The sequence below is a fragment of the Microcoleus sp. D3_18_C4 genome (genome assembly GCF_036702355.1).
GTDB lineage: Bacteria > Cyanobacteriota > Cyanobacteriia > Cyanobacteriales > Microcoleaceae > Microcoleus.
In genome coordinates, this window is the sequence record NZ_JAUBTF010000007.1 from 130,513 (window position 1) to 149,587 (window position 19,075).

Genomic DNA, 19,075 nt, shown 5'->3' on the forward strand with positions numbered 1-19,075 from the left:
AGTCAACAGTCACACATCAAGACTTCGATAGACTGGCATAATAATAAATATTGCCGGTGGCCGGTCGCCAATTATCAATTGCCAAATACCGATTACCTATTACCTATTACCAACACACAAGGACTTTTTACAGATGATTCGCGAAGTTTTCATGCCAGCCCTGAGTTCGACAATGACAGAGGGCAAAATTGTTTCCTGGGTCAAATCCGCCGGAGACAAAGTAGAAAAAGGCGAAACGGTGGTAGTCGTTGAATCCGACAAAGCCGACATGGACGTGGAGTCTTTCTACGAAGGCTATTTAGCAATAATTATCGTACCTGCGGGCGAAGTTGCTCCGGTGGGGGCGGCAATAGCCCTCGTAGCAGAAACGGAAGCCGAAATCGCCACAGCTCAGCAGCAAGGAGCCGCCGCCCCAACCGCAGCCGCCGCCCCGGCTCCCAGCCCCGTTCCTGTGAGCGCAGCTACATCGTCAGCAGGTTTGCAGCAAAATGTCAGCCGCCAAAACGGCCGCAGCGTCGTTTCTCCCCGCGCTCGCAAGTTAGCCAAAGAGTTTAAAGTAGATTTGAATTCTATCAAAGGCAGCGGGCCCAACGGTCGCATTGTCGCAGAGGATGTGGAAGCAGCAGCCGGCAAAGCCCAACCCGCTCCGGTTCAGCAAGCGGTAACAGTCCCCGCAGCACCCGCACCGGCACCCGCAGCACCCGCCCCCGCAGCAGCCAAACCCGCACCCGCACCAGTCCCGGCGATCGCACTTTCGGGCCAAAGAGTACCGATGAATGCGCTGCAAAATGCGGTGGTGCGGAATATGGAAGCAAGTTTGAGCGTGCCGTCTTTCCGCGTGGGTTACACAATTACTACTGATAATCTCGACAAACTCTACAAACAAATTAAGTCGAAGGGCGTCACGATGACGGCTATGCTGGCGAAGGCTGTAGCAGTAACTTTACAGAAACATCCTCTGCTGAATGCTTCTTATGTGGAGTCCGGGATTCAATACCGTGCTGATATTAATGTGGCGGTAGCTGTGGCGATGGACGGCGGTGGTTTGATTACGCCGGTGTTGCAAAATGCCGATCGCCTCGATATTTATTCGCTCTCGCGCACTTGGAAGGATTTAGTTGATCGCGCCCGCACCAAGCAGTTGAAGCCTGATGAGTACAGCACGGGAACTTTTACCCTTTCCAATTTGGGAATGTTTGGTGTAGACAAGTTTGACGCGATTTTGCCGCCGAATCAAGGCTCGATTTTGGCGATCGGTTCTTCGCGGCCACAAGTAGTGGCTAATGAAGATGGTTTGATGGGAGTGAAGCGCCAAATGCAGGTGAATATTACTTGCGATCACCGGATTATTTACGGTGCTGATGCGGCGTCTTTCTTGCAAGATTTAGCGAAATTGATTGAGACAAATCCTCAATCTTTGACACTTTAGCGATCGTCTAAATTCCCCTTTTACTCTTATTGGCAGGAAAGGGGGATTTAGACTTAGCTTTTAATGAGATGTCTAATTTCGGAATGATTTAACCGCAGAGACCGCAGAGGACACAGAGGAAGAGAAGAGAGAGATGAATAATTCCGATACCAACGGATTTGATATTACTGGTTAATACAATGAAAGTGCAAGTTTTGTGTGTTCAACCTGCGATTGGCCATAATACTCACGAGGTTTTGGTGTCAGTTGGTACGGATACACACAAATTTATTTTTACAACAGAAGTCAATCAAGTTGGAACACATTTAGTTCAGACTACTCGCGGCGATTCCCTACGGGATAGCTGCGCTTCACGCACTTTTTCAGAGGTGTTCCGATTAAATCAGCGAGTAGCGATGAATGTGACAAATCTCGTGGTTAAATGCTACAATCATGAAACTATAAATCTTCCCGCAGATGTTGGCATTTTGGTCACTCCAGAAACAGCTTTATCAAAGCAAAAGCAATTTGAAAATAGCGGTTTAGCAGACACTGACTCGCAGCAATCAAAAGCAGTCGATCGAGAAACCCGTCAAAGGGCGATCGCGATTGTTGAGAAGTTACCGGAAGCTGTGCTTGATGAAGCCGTTAAGTTTCTCGAATCTTTGTATATTAAGGGCGAGCCCGTCGAGTAGCGATCGTACTTTTTGTTGTGAGAAATTCAGCCACGTTTCGGACAGTGTAAATATACAGTCAATCACCAACTAATTACTCGATCGCACAGTCAAAACTTGCGGCGGCGTCGCATCCGGCGGATACAAGAAATCCACCTGCACCAAACGGCGTTCCCCCGGCTTCATATTCACATTCACCAAAGGTTCCCCCTGCTGTCCCCGCCGCTGCACAATGTGAATGTAGCGCGTCAAAGTCTTGCCCGTATCATCCTTAAACATCACCCGCACCGTACCTCGGAAAAATATCCGATTTTCAGGAGGATCATAAAACATCAATCCCCCCGATTCTGTATTTGCTTTAATAGGTGTTTGCATTTTAATGCTAACAGATTGAGACTCGCGAGATTTGTTATAAAGCGGAAAAGTTAAGTTGTATTGAATGCCGTAATTACCGTGAGCAGAATAAGCAGTATCGGGATAGCGAGCTAACATTTTAGCGCTTTGAACTTGGCCAGTCCCAAAAGTACCCGTGTCCGTTGTGCTCAAAGCATAGGAAAATGACTCGCCGCGCTTGGGAATCGTTAAATAATCAGTTCTCGAATTGTCCGTAATTTTAGCTTGCCACTGGGAACCTTCCGCTACTCCTGCCACGCGGCCATAAATTTTTTGCACCGGATTTTCGCCTCTGGGAGTTGGTGCTAAATCTCTCGGCCCCGCTAAACCTTTAGTATTTAAAATATTTTCCCACTCTTCTAATGTGGGATATTGCTCTACTCCTTCTGGAGTTGTAGGAGCAAACATCGCTAAACTAGCGACATAAACCGAATTGCTGCTCGACATTCGCATCAAGGTCGATCGACCATTGGAAGAAGGCGTGACATTCCCCACAGGTATCGGCAAATTCATCAGCATTCGGCTCTCATTGGCCGGAATCTCGATCGCAGCCGGCAAAATGGCTTGTCTGAACCCCCGCAGCACATCGCTCGTGATGCGGCTTCCAGGCCCCGCAAACACAGTGCCGAATCGATTTTCTAAATACGACGGTAAATCGACAAACAAGGCATCCGGCCGAGTTAAATAAGTCGCTCCTTGCAAGACATTTAAAGTAACAGGTTCGGAGTTAGGATTGTGGACAATTATTCCTTGAAATAAGGTGCGAGTTTGGTCGCGATTTTTAGCTTTGGCGATGTGGTGGGCGAAGATGTCAAATCGGCCTTTGAAGGGAAAGTTTAAGTGTGCAGAAGGCACTTGTTTGGCTTCTTGCGGAAATGTGGAGAGCAAAATGCCTTCGGTTTGCACAACTTCGGGGCTGTTGCTGTTGAAAACGGGGATGCTGTCGAGTTTTCCCGGTAAAACGCGCACTTGTTGGGGCTGCATGACTGTGTTTAGCGGGGCCGTTGTCTGCGGTTGTGGTAAATCCAGTTCGTTTTCGGGTGCGGGGGCTTCTGGGTCGATGATCAGTTGTTGTTGGGCGGGAGGTGCGGCGATTGTTTGAGCTAGGGGGAAAATTGGCAAAAACATTGCTGTGAGCGCGTTTAACTGAACTTGCATTGATATTTGACCGATCCTCTGGGAGGACTCCGCTAACGGGCGATCGACACAAAACTTTACCACAAGTTGGTTGATGTGTTTGAGGAATTTTGGATTTTACGTGGATGTTTGCAGTAAATTCGCCGCCCAACTTAGCACTGACACGGTATCGAAGATGAACCACACACTCAAGAATCAACGCGCACTGATTACCGGAGGCAGTCGCGGCATTGGGGCTGCGATGGAAAGCAGCGTTTGGCCCGTGAAAGCGCTGATGTTGCCTTGAATTATACCAATTCGCCTGATCGCCCAATTTAGCACAGACGTGGTGCTCAGCTTTCGATCGCACGTTCCTGAGTCCGCGCACCATTTCCAAAATTGTTGAGCGTGAAGTCGGTTTCGATCGTCGGACGCTCAAACAATTTACCAATTACCAATTACCAATTCCCAATTCCCAACTTGCGTTATTTCTGTTTTAGGACTACCAACGTAATGTCGTCAAAAACTTTATGTTTGTCAATATGTTGCAGCAGATGATCAATTACTGCTTGTCGAATTTCTTCAGCCGTTTTGTGACGATTTTCTTTGGCCACTTGGCACAATCTTTCTATGCCGTAATACACTCGATTTATATTTACAGCTTCGGTAATTCCATCTGTGTAAAGCACTACTACATCCCCTGGATTAAGATGCACTTGAACTTGGGAAACAAAATCAGCAATATCTTCCTCTAATCCCAGGGGAAAACCGAGTTCCATTGTATCGATCCGTTCGATGTTACCATCAGTACGGACTACGATAACTTCTTCATGTTGACCGCTGAGGCTGAAGTTACTATCTTGATAATCTAACAAAGCCAAGGTCATGTTTCTAGACGAGTCGATGCGCTCGATATTGGCATAAAGGGTGCGGTTTAACACATCAAGAAACTTCACCGGATCGGTTTCGTTCATTTGTTGGAGAGTGCGGACGGCGGTTTGCGCCATAATCATTAATACGCCACTTTCTAAACCATGTCCCGTAACATCGCCGATGGTAATTTTCACCTTATCATTTTGGGTGAGTACGTCGTAGTAGTCGCCACCCACTTCATCGGCAGGTTCCATATATCCAGCTATTTCTAATCCTTGAATTTTATCTAGTTCTGATTGTTTGGGCAAAATCATTTGTTGCAGTCGTTTGGTGACTTCCAACTCAGCACTGAGGCGGATGTTTTCGGCTTTAAGTTTGTTGTTGAGGGAGCTAATTTCTTGGTTTGCTTGGGCCAGTTGGGCGGTGCGTTGTTGCACCTTTTCTTCTAAAGTTTGATAGAGGCGGGCATTTTCGATGGAGATCGCAGCTTGGGCGGAAATGATGTTGAGGACTTCTAGGCGATCGCGCGTAAAAGCCCCCGCTGTTAAATTATTTTCTAGGTATAAGATGCCTACCAACTTACCTTGATTAATCAGGGGGCTACACAAGATAGATTTAGGTCGCTGCTGAATAATATACGGGTCAGAGGCAAACCTAGTTTCAGTGGTTGCATCATCGATCGCAAGAGTTTCTTGGGTGCGTTCTACATAATTAACCAGCGAGATAGGAATCACTTGATTTTCAGTCCCTGACTTGGATATTAATTCACATCGTTCACCCGTACATTGAGCTTCAATTTTCCACTTACCTGCTGGGTCAGGTATGATGAAATAAAATTTTTCTGCTCCAGCGTTTTCCAGCAAGACTTGCATCAAATTCGAGAGCAATTCATCCAGATGAACTTTACCTGAGAGCGCTTGGGAGGCTTTGATAATTGTTGATAGATCCAGCTCGTTTGCAGCACCTGAACTGGTAGAAGTGACAGTGGTTCTGGTCTGAACAATCGTTTCGTCTCTTCCACTCGTCAGGCTCTTTTTCCTACCGACGACTGGTGCGAGTAATTCAGCATGGCGCTCTTCTAAATCTTTAACTTTTGCCTTGGCTCCCCAGCGAATATAAGCATAGTAAGCGTCTATCATGTAGGTACGCGCTACTTTCTGACGACCTAAAGTTAAATAAAATTCTGCTGCTAGTTCATTGGCGAGGGCTTCGTGCTGGACGTATCCATTTTGCTTGGCTCCATCTATCGCCAGGTCGTAATATTCCATTGCTGAGAAAGATTGCCCCAATACGCGGGCTTTTTCTGCTTCTACTAAGTCATACTTATGTTGGTAATTAGCTGGGCAATGGAAGGCCCAATATTTCATTTTTTGTTGATTTTCTTCTACTTGTTTTAGATATTGTTGCTGTTTAACATTGTTCTCATTATCTTCACGATATTGCGTGTTTGCATACTGAGCAACTAAAGCAAGCGAATAGTAAAAAATATGTTCCGTAAACAGAATTATATTCCGAACAAAATGTGAATATTTGGCTGCTAATTCAGCATTTTCTAAACAGCCAGAGTAATCTTTAAAAAGATAGCACAAACGAGATTTAAAAAAATATATGTACAACAAATATATTACATTGTTTTCTTTAATAAATAGTTGCAAACTTTCTCTTTCGTTAAAAGTATTGCCCATTAATTCGCATTTATTTTCAGCCCCTTCCCTAATATTAGATACAGCTTGACCAAATATTTTCAACAAGTTTAACTGGTATTCCTGTTTAAACATATTGACAAAATCAATATATTGCTCCAACCTCTCAGCCACAAAATCAAGATGTTCACCAACAAAAAACAAGTGGGCGCAGTAGAAGTCAGCCGTATGACAAGCAAATTCTATATCGCCAACTTCTAGACCGTCTTGAATTGCCTGACGCAAGGGTTCTATAGTATTCCTAGTATGTTGCTTCCAATGTTGGATAGTAATGCAATATGTGAGCAATGCTTTACAGCGAAACTCTTTGGCATTCAGCTTATCTAATACATTCAAGGCTAGTTGACCGAGCTGATAACCAAAATCTATGTCTGGAATTTGCCAAGTTACGATTCCACCATAGTTACAGTAGGCATAAATAGCTGGTCTAGAATTTCCATATTGACTGGAAAGCTCGATCATAGTATACAGAATTGGTAGAGATAGCTTGGCATCTCCAAAACAAGCAGGAGGCCATATGAGAGTTAAAATCTGCATAGCCGCCAGCTTGTAGGGATCGGTCATGTCAGGTAGGTTTGCTAACTCCTCAATATTGAGTTCTTGCGGGGGTGATTGACTCAGGGTCACTCCCAGCATTTCCAGAACTTGCAGTCCGGTATCTAAAGCAGATTGAATCTGGTTTTTAGCGAGTTCAAGCTTAATTTTCAGCTCGTATAAGTTGACTTTTTCGAGGATTGTTTTGGCTTTTTGGAGAGCGCGATCGCACAAAATTTCCGCTCGTTCTAAATTAGCATTAAGATATTCGGCTTCCGCTGCTTCCAGATAGAAAGTAAATGTCAGATCGTATCGACTTTCCCAACTATCTTGACTCAGAAGTTCCAGACCTACATTCAAATAATTAACAGCGGCTTCATATGCAGTAGCTGCCTTTGCTTTCTGTCCAGCAATCAGGTTTAATTCAGCCAACTCATCTTTTTCTGACTGATTAGTTAGCAAATCTGTGCCAAAATTTAGTTGGTTAACCAGAGCAAAAATATTATCTTTTCGCTCTTGCTCTGTTGTATTATTCAGCAACAGTTGACCAATTTTCAAGTGAGTCGCTTTTTTCTCTGACTCTGGAATCAAAGAATAAGCTGCTTGCTGCACGCGGTCGTGCAAAAATTTGTAGTCAACTTTGATATCCCGTACAGATGCCAACTCTTCCTGGGCAAAGAGTAGAGGAATTTTGTAATTTTCAGACAGCGGCAGAATCAAACCCGCTTGCAGTGCTTCCCACAAATGAGCAGCCGTCGCTATGTTTGATTCTTCATTGACAATTGATAAAACTTCTAAGTTAAATTGGTTGCCGATACAAGCCGCTAATTTTAATGATTTCTGGGTTGTTTCAGGGAGTTTGCGAATATTGCGAGCAACCAGTTCAACAATATTGAAATCTGCGATACCAATTGCTTGGATTTGTTGAATATCCCACTCCCAGCGGTCTGTATCTACTTGATAAACCAGCAGATTTTCGGAGTACAGCGTTTTGAGTAGCTGCGTTAAGAAAAACGGATTGCCTTGGGTTTTATTAAAAAGTAACTCTGAAAAAACTTTTATTTCGTCTGAATTTACGCTGGCATCCAGAGTGTCGGCGATTAATTGGTTGACGCTATCCAAAGCCAGCGCCTGAATGGTGATATTATTCACCACCGTTTCAGTTTCTTGAATTTTTTCTATTGTCTGAATTAAAGGATGAACGGGACTGACTTCATTATCTCGATAAGCTCCAATCGTTAACAAATATTTGTTATCTGGGTCAGTGACTAAGAGTTGGATTAACTTTAGAGATGCCGAATCTGCCCACTGTAAATCGTCTAGGAATATGACTAGCGGGTGTTCGGGTTGACAAAAAACGCGAATAAATTGTTGAAATACCCGATTAAATCTGTTTTGGAATTCCGATGACCCCAGTTGAGGAACTTCAAGCTGTTTACCGATAATTAGTTCGACTTCGGGGATAACATCAATAATAACTTGACCGTTATTCTCTAGCGCATTTAATAAGTTTTCTTTCCAAATAGCAATCTCTTCGGAACTTTCAGTTAATAGCTGACGAACTAATTCTTGAAATGCTTGGATTAACGCCGCATAGGGAATATTGCGCTTAAACTGGTCAAACTTACCCGCAATAAAATATCCCCTAGCTGCTAGAATTGGTTTATGAACTTCATTGACGATTGAAGTTTTACCAATCCCGGAATAACCGGAAACTAACATCATCTCGGTGGCACCGAGGCTGACTCGTCCAAAGGCATCTAGAAGAATTTGGACTTCGGTTTCTCTACCATAAAGCTTCTGGGGAATGAGTAATTGGTTGCCGCGATCGCGTTGACCGATGGGAAAATTTTCAATCTTTCCAGTTGTCTGCAATTGCTGCAAACAAGTTTCCAGGTCAAATTTTAATCCCGCCGCACTTTGATATCGGTATTCCGCATTTTTGGCTAACAGTTTCATCACAATATCTGAAACCGCTTGAGGAATTTCTGCTACCTCTTTAGGTGGGACGGGTTGTTTGGCAATATGACAGTAAACCAACTCCATCGGATCGGTGGTAGTAAATGGCAACTGGTTGGTCAGTATTTCATAGAAAGTCACTCCTAAAGAATAGAAGTCGGTGCGGTAGTCAATTGCTCGATTCATCCTCCCCGTTTGTTCGGGTGACATATAAGCGAGAGTCCCTTCCAGCAAGTTGGGATTGACAATAGTTTGCTGTTCTTTGGGTAAGGCGATCGCGATGCTAAAGTCAGTTATTTTGACTTCCCTCGTTTCGGGGTTGATGATGATATTGCTAGGTTTAATATCTTTATGTATAATCCCTACTTTATGGAGTTGACCGATGGTTTCTGCTAAAGAAATTGCCAAAATTAAAAAATCTTGTAAGTGAATTTTTATGCTTTTCAATAATTGGCTAACAGATTGACCGCCAAAGTCTTCTAAGACTAAAGCAAAGCTATTCTCATAGTTAACCAGGTTATAGGGCTTAACAATTCCTGGAACGTCTAATTTTTGGGGAATGGCGTATTCTTGTCTAAAGCGAGTAATCTCTTCAATGTTCGGATATTCATCTTTAATCATCTTGAGAATAACTGGCTGGCGATCGCGCTCTCTGATTCCTCGGCAAACAACTGTTCTGTCTCCTTCATAAAGTGTCTCTGCAATTGTGTAGCCGGGGAGAATAATCATATTTTTACTTTTTTTGTTTCAATATAAAAAGACTAGAGGTCAGGATGACCTAGTTTAAAGTAGCTTTGACCTCTAACCTTGTTAAATATATTACCGTTGCTCTCAGCTCGATTTTAATTTTTTCTCAAAGTGAGGGTACACCTTTTCATCAAACAGATCCTGAATCTCCTGCGATCGCTTCTGAGCCACTAATTCCTGATAATCCTTCTTCACAGGCACGTTGTAGCTAGCTTGGCGGCGTCCAATACTTGGCAACCACGTCGTGTGCAAAGTTAACCCAAAATTGAGAGAGGAATCGCTCAGTTTCCACTGCGGCCCCTGGTTGAGATCCCAAGCCTCGAAAATCCAGATCTCGTAGGTATTGTTCAACCAAACAGTACAGGTAATGTAACCATCCGTTGAACTGTTACCATCACCGCGCGGTATAAACTGGGGCGAAAGACCGATACAACCAGGAGGAAATTCATAGGAATCGGCAATCTTCATCGATTCAGTTGAAGAAGTATCCATACGGAACAAGCTACTTGGTCTGCCTTCTTCTTGGGCAATTCTGAGCAATTCCTCTAGTGGCACTTCTCTGGACGGATAGTCTTTGAAGAAATCAACCATAAACTTACTGACTAGATCCTTCCAGAGTCCCAAAGAGATCCAGTAGATATTATCAAGCTTACCTGGCGGCATGGTGGGATAGAGATCCGAAGGAAGTCGGTCAAGATAAGCATAAAGTGCTACTCCCCAAGTACACTTGCATTCTTCGGCGTCAAGGATGAATTTCTCTGGAATAACCTTCTGTTCAACGATTTCTCCCGTTTTTCCGTTAATGACGTAGCGTCCGACGCGACTGATGTCCATCTCGCTCTGTTCCATCCCGTGTGGGCGAGGTAACTTAGGATCGCAATAAGGAGAGTCATCATAGGCACGTATCCATTCAGACACATCCCAAGCACAAGTATGTGCTGCATGGAGGGTAATCAGTTGTTCGGGATTGTCGTAATCTACGAGAAAATGGGTTATCTCTAGGGGAATTTCTACTTTTTGCACAGTCACTGTTGGCACATCTTCGTTGCGATCGCTAACTCCAGATTTTTGGCCTTTGGTTAAGCGATCGCGAGGTATGAGATAGACAGGAGTTGTTGCTAACTCCATGACATCCAGTTTTTTTCGCAACCATTCTTCTAATCTTTTGTTTTTCGGAAAAGGGTTGTTAATTATCTGCTCTATCCCTGTTCTGAAAGAGGTATCTACAATTACCACGTAATTTTGAGAGAATCCAATTTGGTGAATGCTTTGCTTAATTTTGACAGGCGAACCATCAGGCAAGACTAGCTGCCATCGCTCTAGTTCTCCTTTACCATCCCAGCGCATTAGATAGATGAAATCTTCTGGAAGCTTGAATTTTTCCAGATATGGTCTCGCTGGTGGAAAAACTTTCTTTACTTGTTTCTTTAGTTTATTTGCCGTATTAGTTACGATGCCGAGAAAAGTTTTTAATGACATCCCATAATTGACCGTGAACATTTCGCTTTTGCGAACGTCAAATACGGGGTGAGCAGTGCTAAGCACGGGTGAAAAGGGAAAATTCAGGCACTGCAATGGAAAATTTAGCTCAATTTCTCCTCGCCACTCTTTGTTCCAGCCTACAGGAGTTGCCACTTCAAGAGTTGCCGTATCAATTTCGTAATGACGACCCGCATCATAGGCAACTAGCAGGCGTTCTTGGGAGTCCTCAGCAAATTTCATTGGCAGGAAGGCAATACTTAAATCATTGCGAGAGCCAAGACACCAAGAAAACCTGATGATGCCATGATTGCGGAATTTATACTTGGCATATTTTTCACCAGGTTGGCTTGCTTCATCCGCATAGTAATCTGGTGGCCTGATAATCCGTGTAGTTAATAAAACTTCACCCTTTTGCTGGAAGTCGAATCGGTAAATCATACCGTCGCCGCTTAAGAATGAGTCTCCATTTGTAAAGGGAAGACCTCCTGATTCAATGGTTCCGACTGGTGCAATGATAAAGACATGACCCTGTAAGTCATCTGGTAAGTCTTTCTCACCCATCTTAATAATATTTAGTTTGATGTCGGTGAGTTCATCGCGTTTAGCTTTGACAAGCGATTCGGGAACTGGGGGACAGCCTGCTTTGGTATTGCTTTTAGTGGGTTCGTTCATATCACTCTCCTGAATAAAAATGTAATAATGGTAACAGTGTAGATCAGTATTTGATTTATGAATGGGAAATGAGGACTGTAACTTAGATACTATCTTTGATAAATATTTGATATCTATTCTCCCATCCCCTGCCTCAAAGCCCAATTGGAATCGACATTAACTTATTATCTGCTCTCTCGTACTTATGGTGATAACGCAAGCTAATAATTTAGCACGATCGAGAGTTTCAACGTTCAGTCTCAGATACTTAGTATCATCTGCTACTTTTAACACCTAGCCTCGGGGAGAGCCGAGGAAAAAATTATGTGATTAGATGTTGGCATTGACACTGATGTCATGAATGCTGCACTGGATCAAGCGTAACAAGTCGCTTTAGCTGTCATATCAAGGTGCGACTAGGCTAAAATCTGGCGCGCCATATTTCTGGGGCAACAGTTCAATTAATGCCATGATATAAATGTGTGGCAATGCTCATACTGACGATCGCCACCAACCAACAACCAATTTGGGCTAGAGCTACCAGAAGGTTGCCAGCCTCTGCGCTCTCAAATCGGTTCTATAAAACCGACACATTTTTAATGACGATAATTTTAACCAACGACGACGGCATTGATGCTCCGGGCATTCAAGCACTTTTGCAGGCTGTAAGCGGCAAAACAATTATGGTGGCTCCGCAGGGGCAATTGTCGGGCTGCGGGCATCAGGTGACGGCTCACAGTCCGATTCATGTCGATCGGCGATCGTCCTTTGAGTATGCTGTAGGGGGAACACCGGCCGATTGCGTGCGTATTGCTCTTCATCACGTTTGTGCGAAACCGGATTTGGTGCTTTCGGGTATTAACGCGGGTGGCAATTTGGGGGTTGACGTGTATATTTCGGGTACGGTTGCGGCTGTGCGCGAAGCAGCCATGCACGGTATTCCGGGCATCGCCATTTCCCACCGGATTAAAAGGCCGCTCGAAATAGACTGGGATGTCGCGACTCGTTGGACATCGCGAGTGTTGGCGGATTTGCTCAACCGGGAACTAAAGTCGGGGTGTTTCTGGAATGTGAATTTGCCGCATTTAGCGCCGGGAAGTGCGGAACCGGAAATTGTGTTTTGCCAGCCTTCGACGCAGCCGCTGCCAGTGGTTTACCGGATGGAGGGAGAATACTTTTATTATGCGGGAGAATATGGCTCGCGCGATCGGGCGGCGGGGACTGATGTTGACGTGTGTTTTGAGGGTAATATTGCAGTTACTGAGATATCGCTGTGATAGATTTGGGCGATCGAACTATATTTTTTTTCAACAAACTCTAAATAGACGGTCTTAAATTCGATCGGCTACCGAAGGTTTCATATTCATGGCTAAAAACAGATTTCATTATACTTTGGGTTTAACACTGCATATACCCTAGGTATAATAAACCTGTTTTCGGATTATCCCAAAATAGGATATTGTAATTTATTCAGAATTGATACTAATAAAACTTAAACAAAATTAATCGCAATTCCAAGAGTGGCAGGTATCTCTACTTGCGGCCCTCGCTGCTACCATAATTTTTTTTGTCATCCTTCGGCTTAGCAACACCATCAGGTTGTTTCTTTGGCTTTTTGACTTCTTTGTTGCTTTTTCTTTCTTTTGACATGATTCTTCCTCAATTTTGACTCAGCATAACATAGATTGACACATTTGCCTAACTGCCAGTAGAGGGGGTGCTCCTATACAGATATTACTCGCTGTTAGTTTTGTACCATCTGCAGTATATTATCCGCTAGGTTTTGAACGAATCCCCTCTACCGTTAGGCATATCGATAAATTCCTCAGAAGTACAATTTCTGAAATTACTTTTCACCCCGATCGACTCCAGGAAATATGGAAAAGCGCGATCGCCTAACTGCTGCGAGACAACCGAGAAAAATTCTCCCTAATTAAGCTGTTGTTCCCCATCTAATTTTCCTGTAAAATGACAGTAAATAAAATATGGATCTATGACCAGGCCAGCCTTCGCGACACCTGAAGCAAACACAACTAACAAATTTGCAGTCTCCGTTTAAAAAAGGTGTTAGTTACAGTGGACAACAAGAATATTAATTTTACTATTGATTAACTCTTCGGACAGTGTTTGATGGCTTACCTACTGAGAATAACGGTTTCACGGATCTCAGTACGATCGCCACGGTTGCCGAAGTAGACTAGAGACTCACGATAAATCAAGGGTTTCAGACTATGAGTGCAAAACGGTCGGGACTATGGAAAAAGCACAAAGTATATGTATAAATATAAAGTTGATTCTCAGCTTTCTTGAAAGTGCGATCGCGTCCGCTCCATTTGAGATAAAATACTTATAAAGAGTGTTTATTTCTAAATAAATTTCGGCTATTAGGAATGTGACCAGTATGGAAGTAACCGAGCTGCTCAAAGAGTACGAAAATGGAAAGAGAGACTTTGCTGAGGCAAACCTCAGCGGAGCAAACCTCAGCGGAGCTATGTTGGTCGGCGTCAACCTTTCGAGGGCTAACCTGTCGGGAGCTAACCTGAGTCGGGCGCATCTCACCAAAGCAGAACTCAATGACGCAAACCTTTACAGGGCAAATCTGAGTTTTGCCAAAATGGGCCAAGCCAGACTAGCAGACGCAGAGCTTACAAAAGCCAATCTCAGCGGAGCTTTCCTCGTCAAAGCAAAACTGCCCAGGGCAAAGTTGAGTGGCGCCCAACTCATCGGTAGCAACCTGCGGAGCGCCATCCTCTGGAACGCCAATTTGTGTACAGCCGACCTGCAATTCATCAATCTGCGGGGCGCTAACCTCACGGGAGCTAACCTCAACTGGGCCAACTGCGGAGGGGCAAAACTCAGCGGTGCAAAGCTTTTTGGCGCTCAACTAACAGGCATCTATCTCAGGAAAGCTTACATCAATGGCATCGACCTGAGCAGGACGGATCTTAATGGCGTCAACCTGAGCGAAGCCAAACTAAACGGGGTAAACCTGGAAGGCTCGAACTTGTTAGCTGCCAATCTCAGCGGGGCTCAGTTGCGGGGCGTCAAGTTGATGGGAGCAGATTTAACCCGGGCAAATCTGGTGGGAGTTTCTTTGGTGCAGGCAAACCTCGATTGGGCTAGGCTGTGCTATGCAGACTTGAGCGAAGCCGACTTGAGCGGGGCAACGTTCACGGGAGCCAACTTTGAGGGTACTCAGTTAGCCGGATCAACCATGCCCCCATCTATGAGCAATGATGTCTACTTAACTGCAGCACGTGGTGTCGCAGCTTAGGCAAGGTCAAAAATTAATTTCGCATCCGAGTGGACGACTCTCGCATGGGTTTAACTTTTGATGCAGACATCATTACTTTTGTGAGAGTGTTGCACCGGCAAGAAATTTACTGATATTTGCGAGAGTTTGTAGCATCACAATTGAGTTCACCCGATTAATTTCGCGACTCGCAAAGCAGAGGTAATGGCTCCTTCGTGCAAACCATCCCCCAAATAAGCTCCCGCATGATAAGTGTGGTTCTCGCCATTAGTCTCGATAACTTCATCTCGATATCGAAAAGACTCCACAGTGTACAGCGGCGTATGATGTTTCTGAATGTGAATAATGTGCTTTTGGGCGATCGACTCCTCCAGTTGAAAAGCTAAACTGTACTCTCGTGGCGAGGAGATGCCGCAAAGCTGATTCAAGCTCGCATTATATCCCCATCCCTTCTCCGTCTCGAAAAAATCAAATTCTGATAACTTACGGATGCCGTAGCGATCGTACATCGATGTATCCGAATGCAGTACAGTGGTTGCATAATTGGCTTTCCACGCCGAAAACCGCTTCGTTTCCGCCTCCGTCGGATCAGACAACAGCCTCATAACTTGATCGGGTGGCATCGCAAAAACCACCTTATCAAATTCCTGGATTTCCCCATCAGAAAGCAAGATTTTTACAGCATCCGCGCTTCTAAAAATATTGGCAATCTCCACATTTAGCCGTATATCGCCCTTAAATCGCTCCAAAATCTTTTCAATGTAAGAATACACCCCGCCTTTAATCCTCACCCAGTTGACCGAGGCATATTCGCGCAAAACAGGCATCGCTAATTCTGCCGGGAAATTGTCGAGCAATTCAAACGGTATCGAGTAGCTGTACATCGTCAGCAACTTCAGCCAATAATTGCGGATGCACGAGCTTTTCAAAGACTCCGAAAGCGGTACATCGTAGAAATCGTGCTGTTTAGCAAACCGCATTTTTAAAATAAATCCAGCCGAACGAGCGTAGAGACTATCAAGTCGCAAATACTCGATCAGTCGTTGGATTCCGGTGAAATTCTTTCGGATAGATACCGCAGACAAAAAGTGGGTGCCATCTTTAAAAAACAGCGCGGAACCAATCTGCACTGGCTCTAATTCAACCCCTAGCTCCTGCATAAAAGCCACGAAATTGTAAAATACAGTGGGAAATTCTAGCACCCCATTTTCTAATATTTCATTGCACTCAGATTGATTGGGTACAACATTTTTGTTCAGCGTCCGAATGTGTCCGCCTAAAATTGGCTGACTTTCCCACACAGTGACGTGATGCCCCTGTTTATCGAGCCAGTAGGCTGCTGCCATACCACTGGCTCCGCCCCCAACAATTGCAATTCTCATAGTTCACTCCTAGATTGATAGAAGGAAGTTCGGCAACGGATTCGCTCGACGGATGTAACGGATGTCAGGAAGAAGGAAGTTCGGCAACGGATTATGTAACGGATGTAACGGATGTAACGGATGTCGGGAAGAAGGAAGTTCGGCAACGGATTATGTAACGGATGTAACGGATGTAACGGATGTCGGGAAGAAGGAAGAAGGAAGAAATTATCGTTTCTAGGTAGAACCTGGAAACGCATTTCAGTCTTGCTATGCCTCGTCATTTTTAAGAGGAGACAGAGCCTCCAGAAATTCATTCCTTGGCAGAGCCAATGAACGAGATAATGAGAGCAGAAACGAGAGATTTTTAAGAGTAGGCAGAGCAAGAGTGAAATTCATTCCTTGGCTTTGCCAAGGAATGAGAGAAACAGGAAAATAACCAATTGCTAATTTTCCTTAGCCTAAAATCGCATCGCCGGATAAACGTTGATAAAGCAGCGCCCCCGTCCAAAATGTCGGTGCAAAGCCTGGATAGCCCGAAGAGGCGTTGCAGAAATAGAAATTGTTGAGGGATGTTTCATGATTTAGTCGATCGACTCCCATGTTGCGCGGCGTCAGGGTGGAACCGTAGGAATTACCGTTAGGACACCAGCAGAAGCGCTCGTTAGTCGTTGGACTTCCGGTAACATGAAAGACCATGTGTTTGCGGAAATTCGGAACATAGTGTTTTTCCACAACATCTAAAATCGAATCCAGAATTTCTTGTTTCTTCTGTCTGTAAGCTTTGCGATCCGTCTCCCAAAGCTGTTTAAAATAGCTGTAATTAGCAACAGTCAGAAATTCGACAATTTGACAATCTTCTGGACAATCCCGCCGCGCTTCCGTCAGTAAAGTTGGCGTTGTAATTGCAAAGCTCGGACGAGAAAAATCATTTTGCTCATACATTTGAGCAAAGGCTTCATTCAGATCCATGTGTTCCGTATGAAACGTATTCCACTTGCCAAATCCATAGTCTCGGAGATCTATATCTTTGACAACGCAGTACACCATGTAGTTAGATGCAGAATACTCATAGTTGAGTTTCCGCCGCACTTTTTTAGAGAACAGTTCCTCTCCAATCATTTTGGCTGCTCTTTTCGGGTCAAGGTTGCAAATCACCGTGTCGCCCGTGAATTCATGGGTTTGATGGGTGGTCAAATCCATCGCTTCAACACCAGTTACTGTTCTGTTTGTCACCCTAAAATTCGTGACTTCATGGTTTAGTCGAACTTTCCCCCCGTTCGATTCAATGACTTTAACTAAAGAATTGATGACATCTTCAAAATGCTGCGTCGGGTAAAATGCGCCTTCTTGATAGCCTCTAAACAAGGCAATCCAAGCATAGAAAGAAAGCTGATTTGGAGGCAGCAAAAAGTCCGGCCATTGCAGGGCTAATAAGGTTTGGGCGGCTTGCGGGAGTTGGAACTTGTCGAAAACGTCCTGAAGTGTACTGTTGAGGTGTTGGACAGCACAGAATACGTCACCGAAATTTTTGAGCAATTCGATTGGTTTGACGGGAGGAGCGAGTTTTCTGAGTCCCTCGCCGGTTTTCTCGACTTCGTTGACGAATTGGCGAATTCTCTCGCTCGCTTCGGGAAACAGCGCCGACAATCGCCGGATCAGTTCCTCTGGTTCCGAGGGAATATCGAGCGCATACCCAGGCATTCTCATGTGGTCGTAGCCATTCGGATCGTACCGTTCAAAGGTGACATCTCGATCGAGACCGAGTTTTTTGAGAACTCGATTGACTGTATGTCCTTCGCCGCAGTCCCAAACGTAATGGAATTGGGCATTAAACGTGTATTTGTTGGCCATCGTAAAGGTGTGACCAAAGCCTCCGGGATGTTCGTGAGCTTCGAGGATGTGTACGGTTTTGCCGGAGTTTGCCATCAAAGCTCCGAAAACCAGTGCTGATAAACCACTGCCGACGATGAGGTAATCTGTTTTCATGGTAAATTTCCTCGATCGATTGAATCGGGCGATCGTTGTTTATTTAAAGTAACTCTCAATTCTGAGAAAATTGTGAAGAGGGCTTACCACGCTATTTGTGGGGTACGCAATGTTATGCCTTTTTGGGCGAGAAGCCCATCCCACAATAGTGTGAAGCATCTAAATTTTACAGTCAAGTTTGAGCGAATTTTTGTGGGGAGTAGGGGTTGGGCGTCCCGCCCGCCCAAAAAATACAATTTAGGTGGGCTTACTTACAGCTTATTGGTGCGATCGCTTATTGGTGCGGCACGATCACATCAAAAAAAGCATCCTCCAAATCATAACCAAACATCTGCGACATCGCCATCAACTTCGATTTACTGGGAATTCCCTGCTGATTAAACCAATCAGTCAACACAAAAATTTTGTTCATCAAAAACATTTCCAAAGCTTCAGGATTGTACTGAATACCTTGGGTGCGGTGGAACTGGTGCGGCACCAACATCGCGGCATAGCGCGCCAATTCTCCTGCTTTCCAATCCAGCAAAAATGGCAGCCAAGGATAACAAGCATCTAAGCGAATAAACCACAGCCGCACTTCGGGAATTTCCGAAATTTCTCGCGGATCTAACTCTTCGCGGGGATACTCAATTTCAAATTGTAGCTGTTGTTCGTTTTGGGCGATCGCTCCTTCGGTCAGCCACTTTTCAATCACACTCCGCACCGGAGACAAATCTAAACTGTTTATGCGATCGGCATCTATCGGTATCATAATACTCATAAAAAGTCAACCCTATAGCAGTAAGTTATATCCAATCCGGTCTATCGACCGCGATTTACCGTTGGGCAGGGGCGGGTTTATGAGACTATCGATCTCAACCAAATATTGTTGGAAAAACCCGCCCCTACAGGTTATTGAGAATGGTGTCACATCTCATATCTATCCTACCTAT

At 44.6% G+C, this 19,075-nt stretch carries 11 protein-coding genes; 5 read left to right on the plus strand and 6 right to left on the minus strand.

What is annotated here, in order from left to right; translation table 11 throughout:
• Nucleotides 1–133 precede the first annotated feature (133 nt).
• Together QUA90_RS05640 and QUA90_RS05645 are read left to right on the plus strand one after the other, a co-directional pair.
• A complete protein-coding gene (locus QUA90_RS05640; protein WP_333444276.1) occupies nucleotides 134–1,429 on the plus strand; it encodes a dihydrolipoamide acetyltransferase family protein in 1,296 nt (431 codons plus the stop codon).
• A 179-nt stretch (nucleotides 1,430–1,608) separates the two neighbouring features.
• The gene (locus QUA90_RS05645) at nucleotides 1,609–2,103 is read left to right on the plus strand and encodes a hypothetical protein (protein ID WP_333444278.1); all 495 of its coding nucleotides are present in this window, start codon (nucleotides 1,609–1,611) and stop codon (nucleotides 2,101–2,103) included.
• A 69-nt stretch (nucleotides 2,104–2,172) separates the two neighbouring features.
• Here the strand turns inward: QUA90_RS05645 and QUA90_RS05650 are convergent, their stop codons facing one another.
• From QUA90_RS05650 to QUA90_RS05660, 3 genes are all read right to left on the minus strand, one after another.
• Entirely contained in the window at nucleotides 2,173–3,633 is a 1,461-nt protein-coding gene (locus QUA90_RS05650) for a DUF3370 domain-containing protein (protein ID WP_445300091.1), read from the minus strand.
• 443 nt (nucleotides 3,634–4,076) lie between these two features.
• On the minus strand, nucleotides 4,077–9,389 hold the full coding sequence (locus tag QUA90_RS05655) for an AAA family ATPase (RefSeq protein ID WP_333444280.1): 5,313 nt from the start codon (nucleotides 9,387–9,389) through the stop codon (nucleotides 4,077–4,079).
• A 102-nt stretch (nucleotides 9,390–9,491) separates the two neighbouring features.
• A complete protein-coding gene (locus tag QUA90_RS05660) occupies nucleotides 9,492–11,561 on the minus strand; it encodes a carotenoid oxygenase family protein (RefSeq protein WP_333332548.1) in 2,070 nt (689 codons plus the stop codon).
• 578 nt (nucleotides 11,562–12,139) lie between these two features.
• Here QUA90_RS05660 and surE point away from each other — a divergent pair.
• Both surE and QUA90_RS05670 read left to right on the plus strand, forming a co-directional pair.
• Nucleotides 12,140–12,817: a 5'/3'-nucleotidase SurE gene (gene surE / locus QUA90_RS05665; protein ID WP_333332551.1), complete on the plus strand. Its 678-nt coding sequence runs from the start codon at nucleotides 12,140–12,142 to the stop codon at nucleotides 12,815–12,817.
• Nucleotides 12,818–13,941: 1,124 nt separating this feature from the next.
• Entirely contained in the window at nucleotides 13,942–14,814 is an 873-nt protein-coding gene (locus tag QUA90_RS05670) for a pentapeptide repeat-containing protein (protein ID WP_333444283.1), read from the plus strand.
• Nucleotides 14,815–14,960: 146 nt separating this feature from the next.
• On the opposite strand, the gene QUA90_RS05675 is transcribed toward QUA90_RS05670, so the two are convergent.
• On the minus strand, nucleotides 14,961–16,175 hold the full coding sequence (locus tag QUA90_RS05675) for an FAD-dependent oxidoreductase (protein ID WP_333332172.1): 1,215 nt from the start codon (nucleotides 16,173–16,175) through the stop codon (nucleotides 14,961–14,963).
• Between the two features lie 61 nt (nucleotides 16,176–16,236).
• On the opposite strand from QUA90_RS05675, the gene QUA90_RS05680 reads away from it, so the two are divergent.
• Nucleotides 16,237–16,395: a hypothetical protein gene (locus QUA90_RS05680; RefSeq protein ID WP_333444285.1), complete on the plus strand. Its 159-nt coding sequence runs from the start codon at nucleotides 16,237–16,239 to the stop codon at nucleotides 16,393–16,395.
• 215 nt (nucleotides 16,396–16,610) lie between these two features.
• Here QUA90_RS05680 and QUA90_RS05685 read toward each other — a convergent pair whose 3' ends face one another.
• The gene (locus tag QUA90_RS05685; protein WP_333444287.1) at nucleotides 16,611–18,143 is read right to left on the minus strand and encodes an NAD(P)/FAD-dependent oxidoreductase; all 1,533 of its coding nucleotides are present in this window, start codon (nucleotides 18,141–18,143) and stop codon (nucleotides 16,611–16,613) included.
• A gap of 274 nt (nucleotides 18,144–18,417) precedes the next feature.
• Nucleotides 18,418–18,903 (minus strand): CRR6 family NdhI maturation factor, encoded by a 486-nt coding sequence (locus QUA90_RS05690; RefSeq protein ID WP_333444289.1) that lies wholly within the window; start codon nucleotides 18,901–18,903, stop codon nucleotides 18,418–18,420.
• Between the last annotated feature and the right edge of the window lie 172 nt (nucleotides 18,904–19,075).

Bases quoted from the DNA above. Each gene is read 5' to 3' on its own strand.
- QUA90_RS05685 (WP_333444287.1), bottom strand. From the start codon at position 18,143: ATGAAAACAGATTACCTCATCGTCGGCAGTGGTTTATCAGCACTGGTT.
- surE (WP_333332551.1), top strand. From the start codon at position 12,140: ATGACGATAATTTTAACCAACGACGACGGCATTGATGCTCCGGGCATT.
- QUA90_RS05690 (WP_333444289.1), bottom strand. From the start codon at position 18,903: ATGAGTATTATGATACCGATAGATGCCGATCGCATAAACAGTTTAGAT.
- QUA90_RS05670 (WP_333444283.1), top strand. From the start codon at position 13,942: ATGGAAGTAACCGAGCTGCTCAAAGAGTACGAAAATGGAAAGAGAGAC.
- QUA90_RS05655 (WP_333444280.1), bottom strand. From the start codon at position 9,389: ATGATTATTCTCCCCGGCTACACAATTGCAGAGACACTTTATGAAGGA.
- QUA90_RS05650 (WP_445300091.1), bottom strand. From the start codon at position 3,633: ATGCAAGTTCAGTTAAACGCGCTCACAGCAATGTTTTTGCCAATTTTC.
- QUA90_RS05640 (WP_333444276.1), top strand. From the start codon at position 134: ATGATTCGCGAAGTTTTCATGCCAGCCCTGAGTTCGACAATGACAGAG.
- QUA90_RS05645 (WP_333444278.1), top strand. From the start codon at position 1,609: ATGAAAGTGCAAGTTTTGTGTGTTCAACCTGCGATTGGCCATAATACT.
- QUA90_RS05660 (WP_333332548.1), bottom strand. From the start codon at position 11,561: ATGAACGAACCCACTAAAAGCAATACCAAAGCAGGCTGTCCCCCAGTT.
- QUA90_RS05680 (WP_333444285.1), top strand. From the start codon at position 16,237: ATGTCAGGAAGAAGGAAGTTCGGCAACGGATTATGTAACGGATGTAAC.
- QUA90_RS05675 (WP_333332172.1), bottom strand. From the start codon at position 16,175: ATGAGAATTGCAATTGTTGGGGGCGGAGCCAGTGGTATGGCAGCAGCC.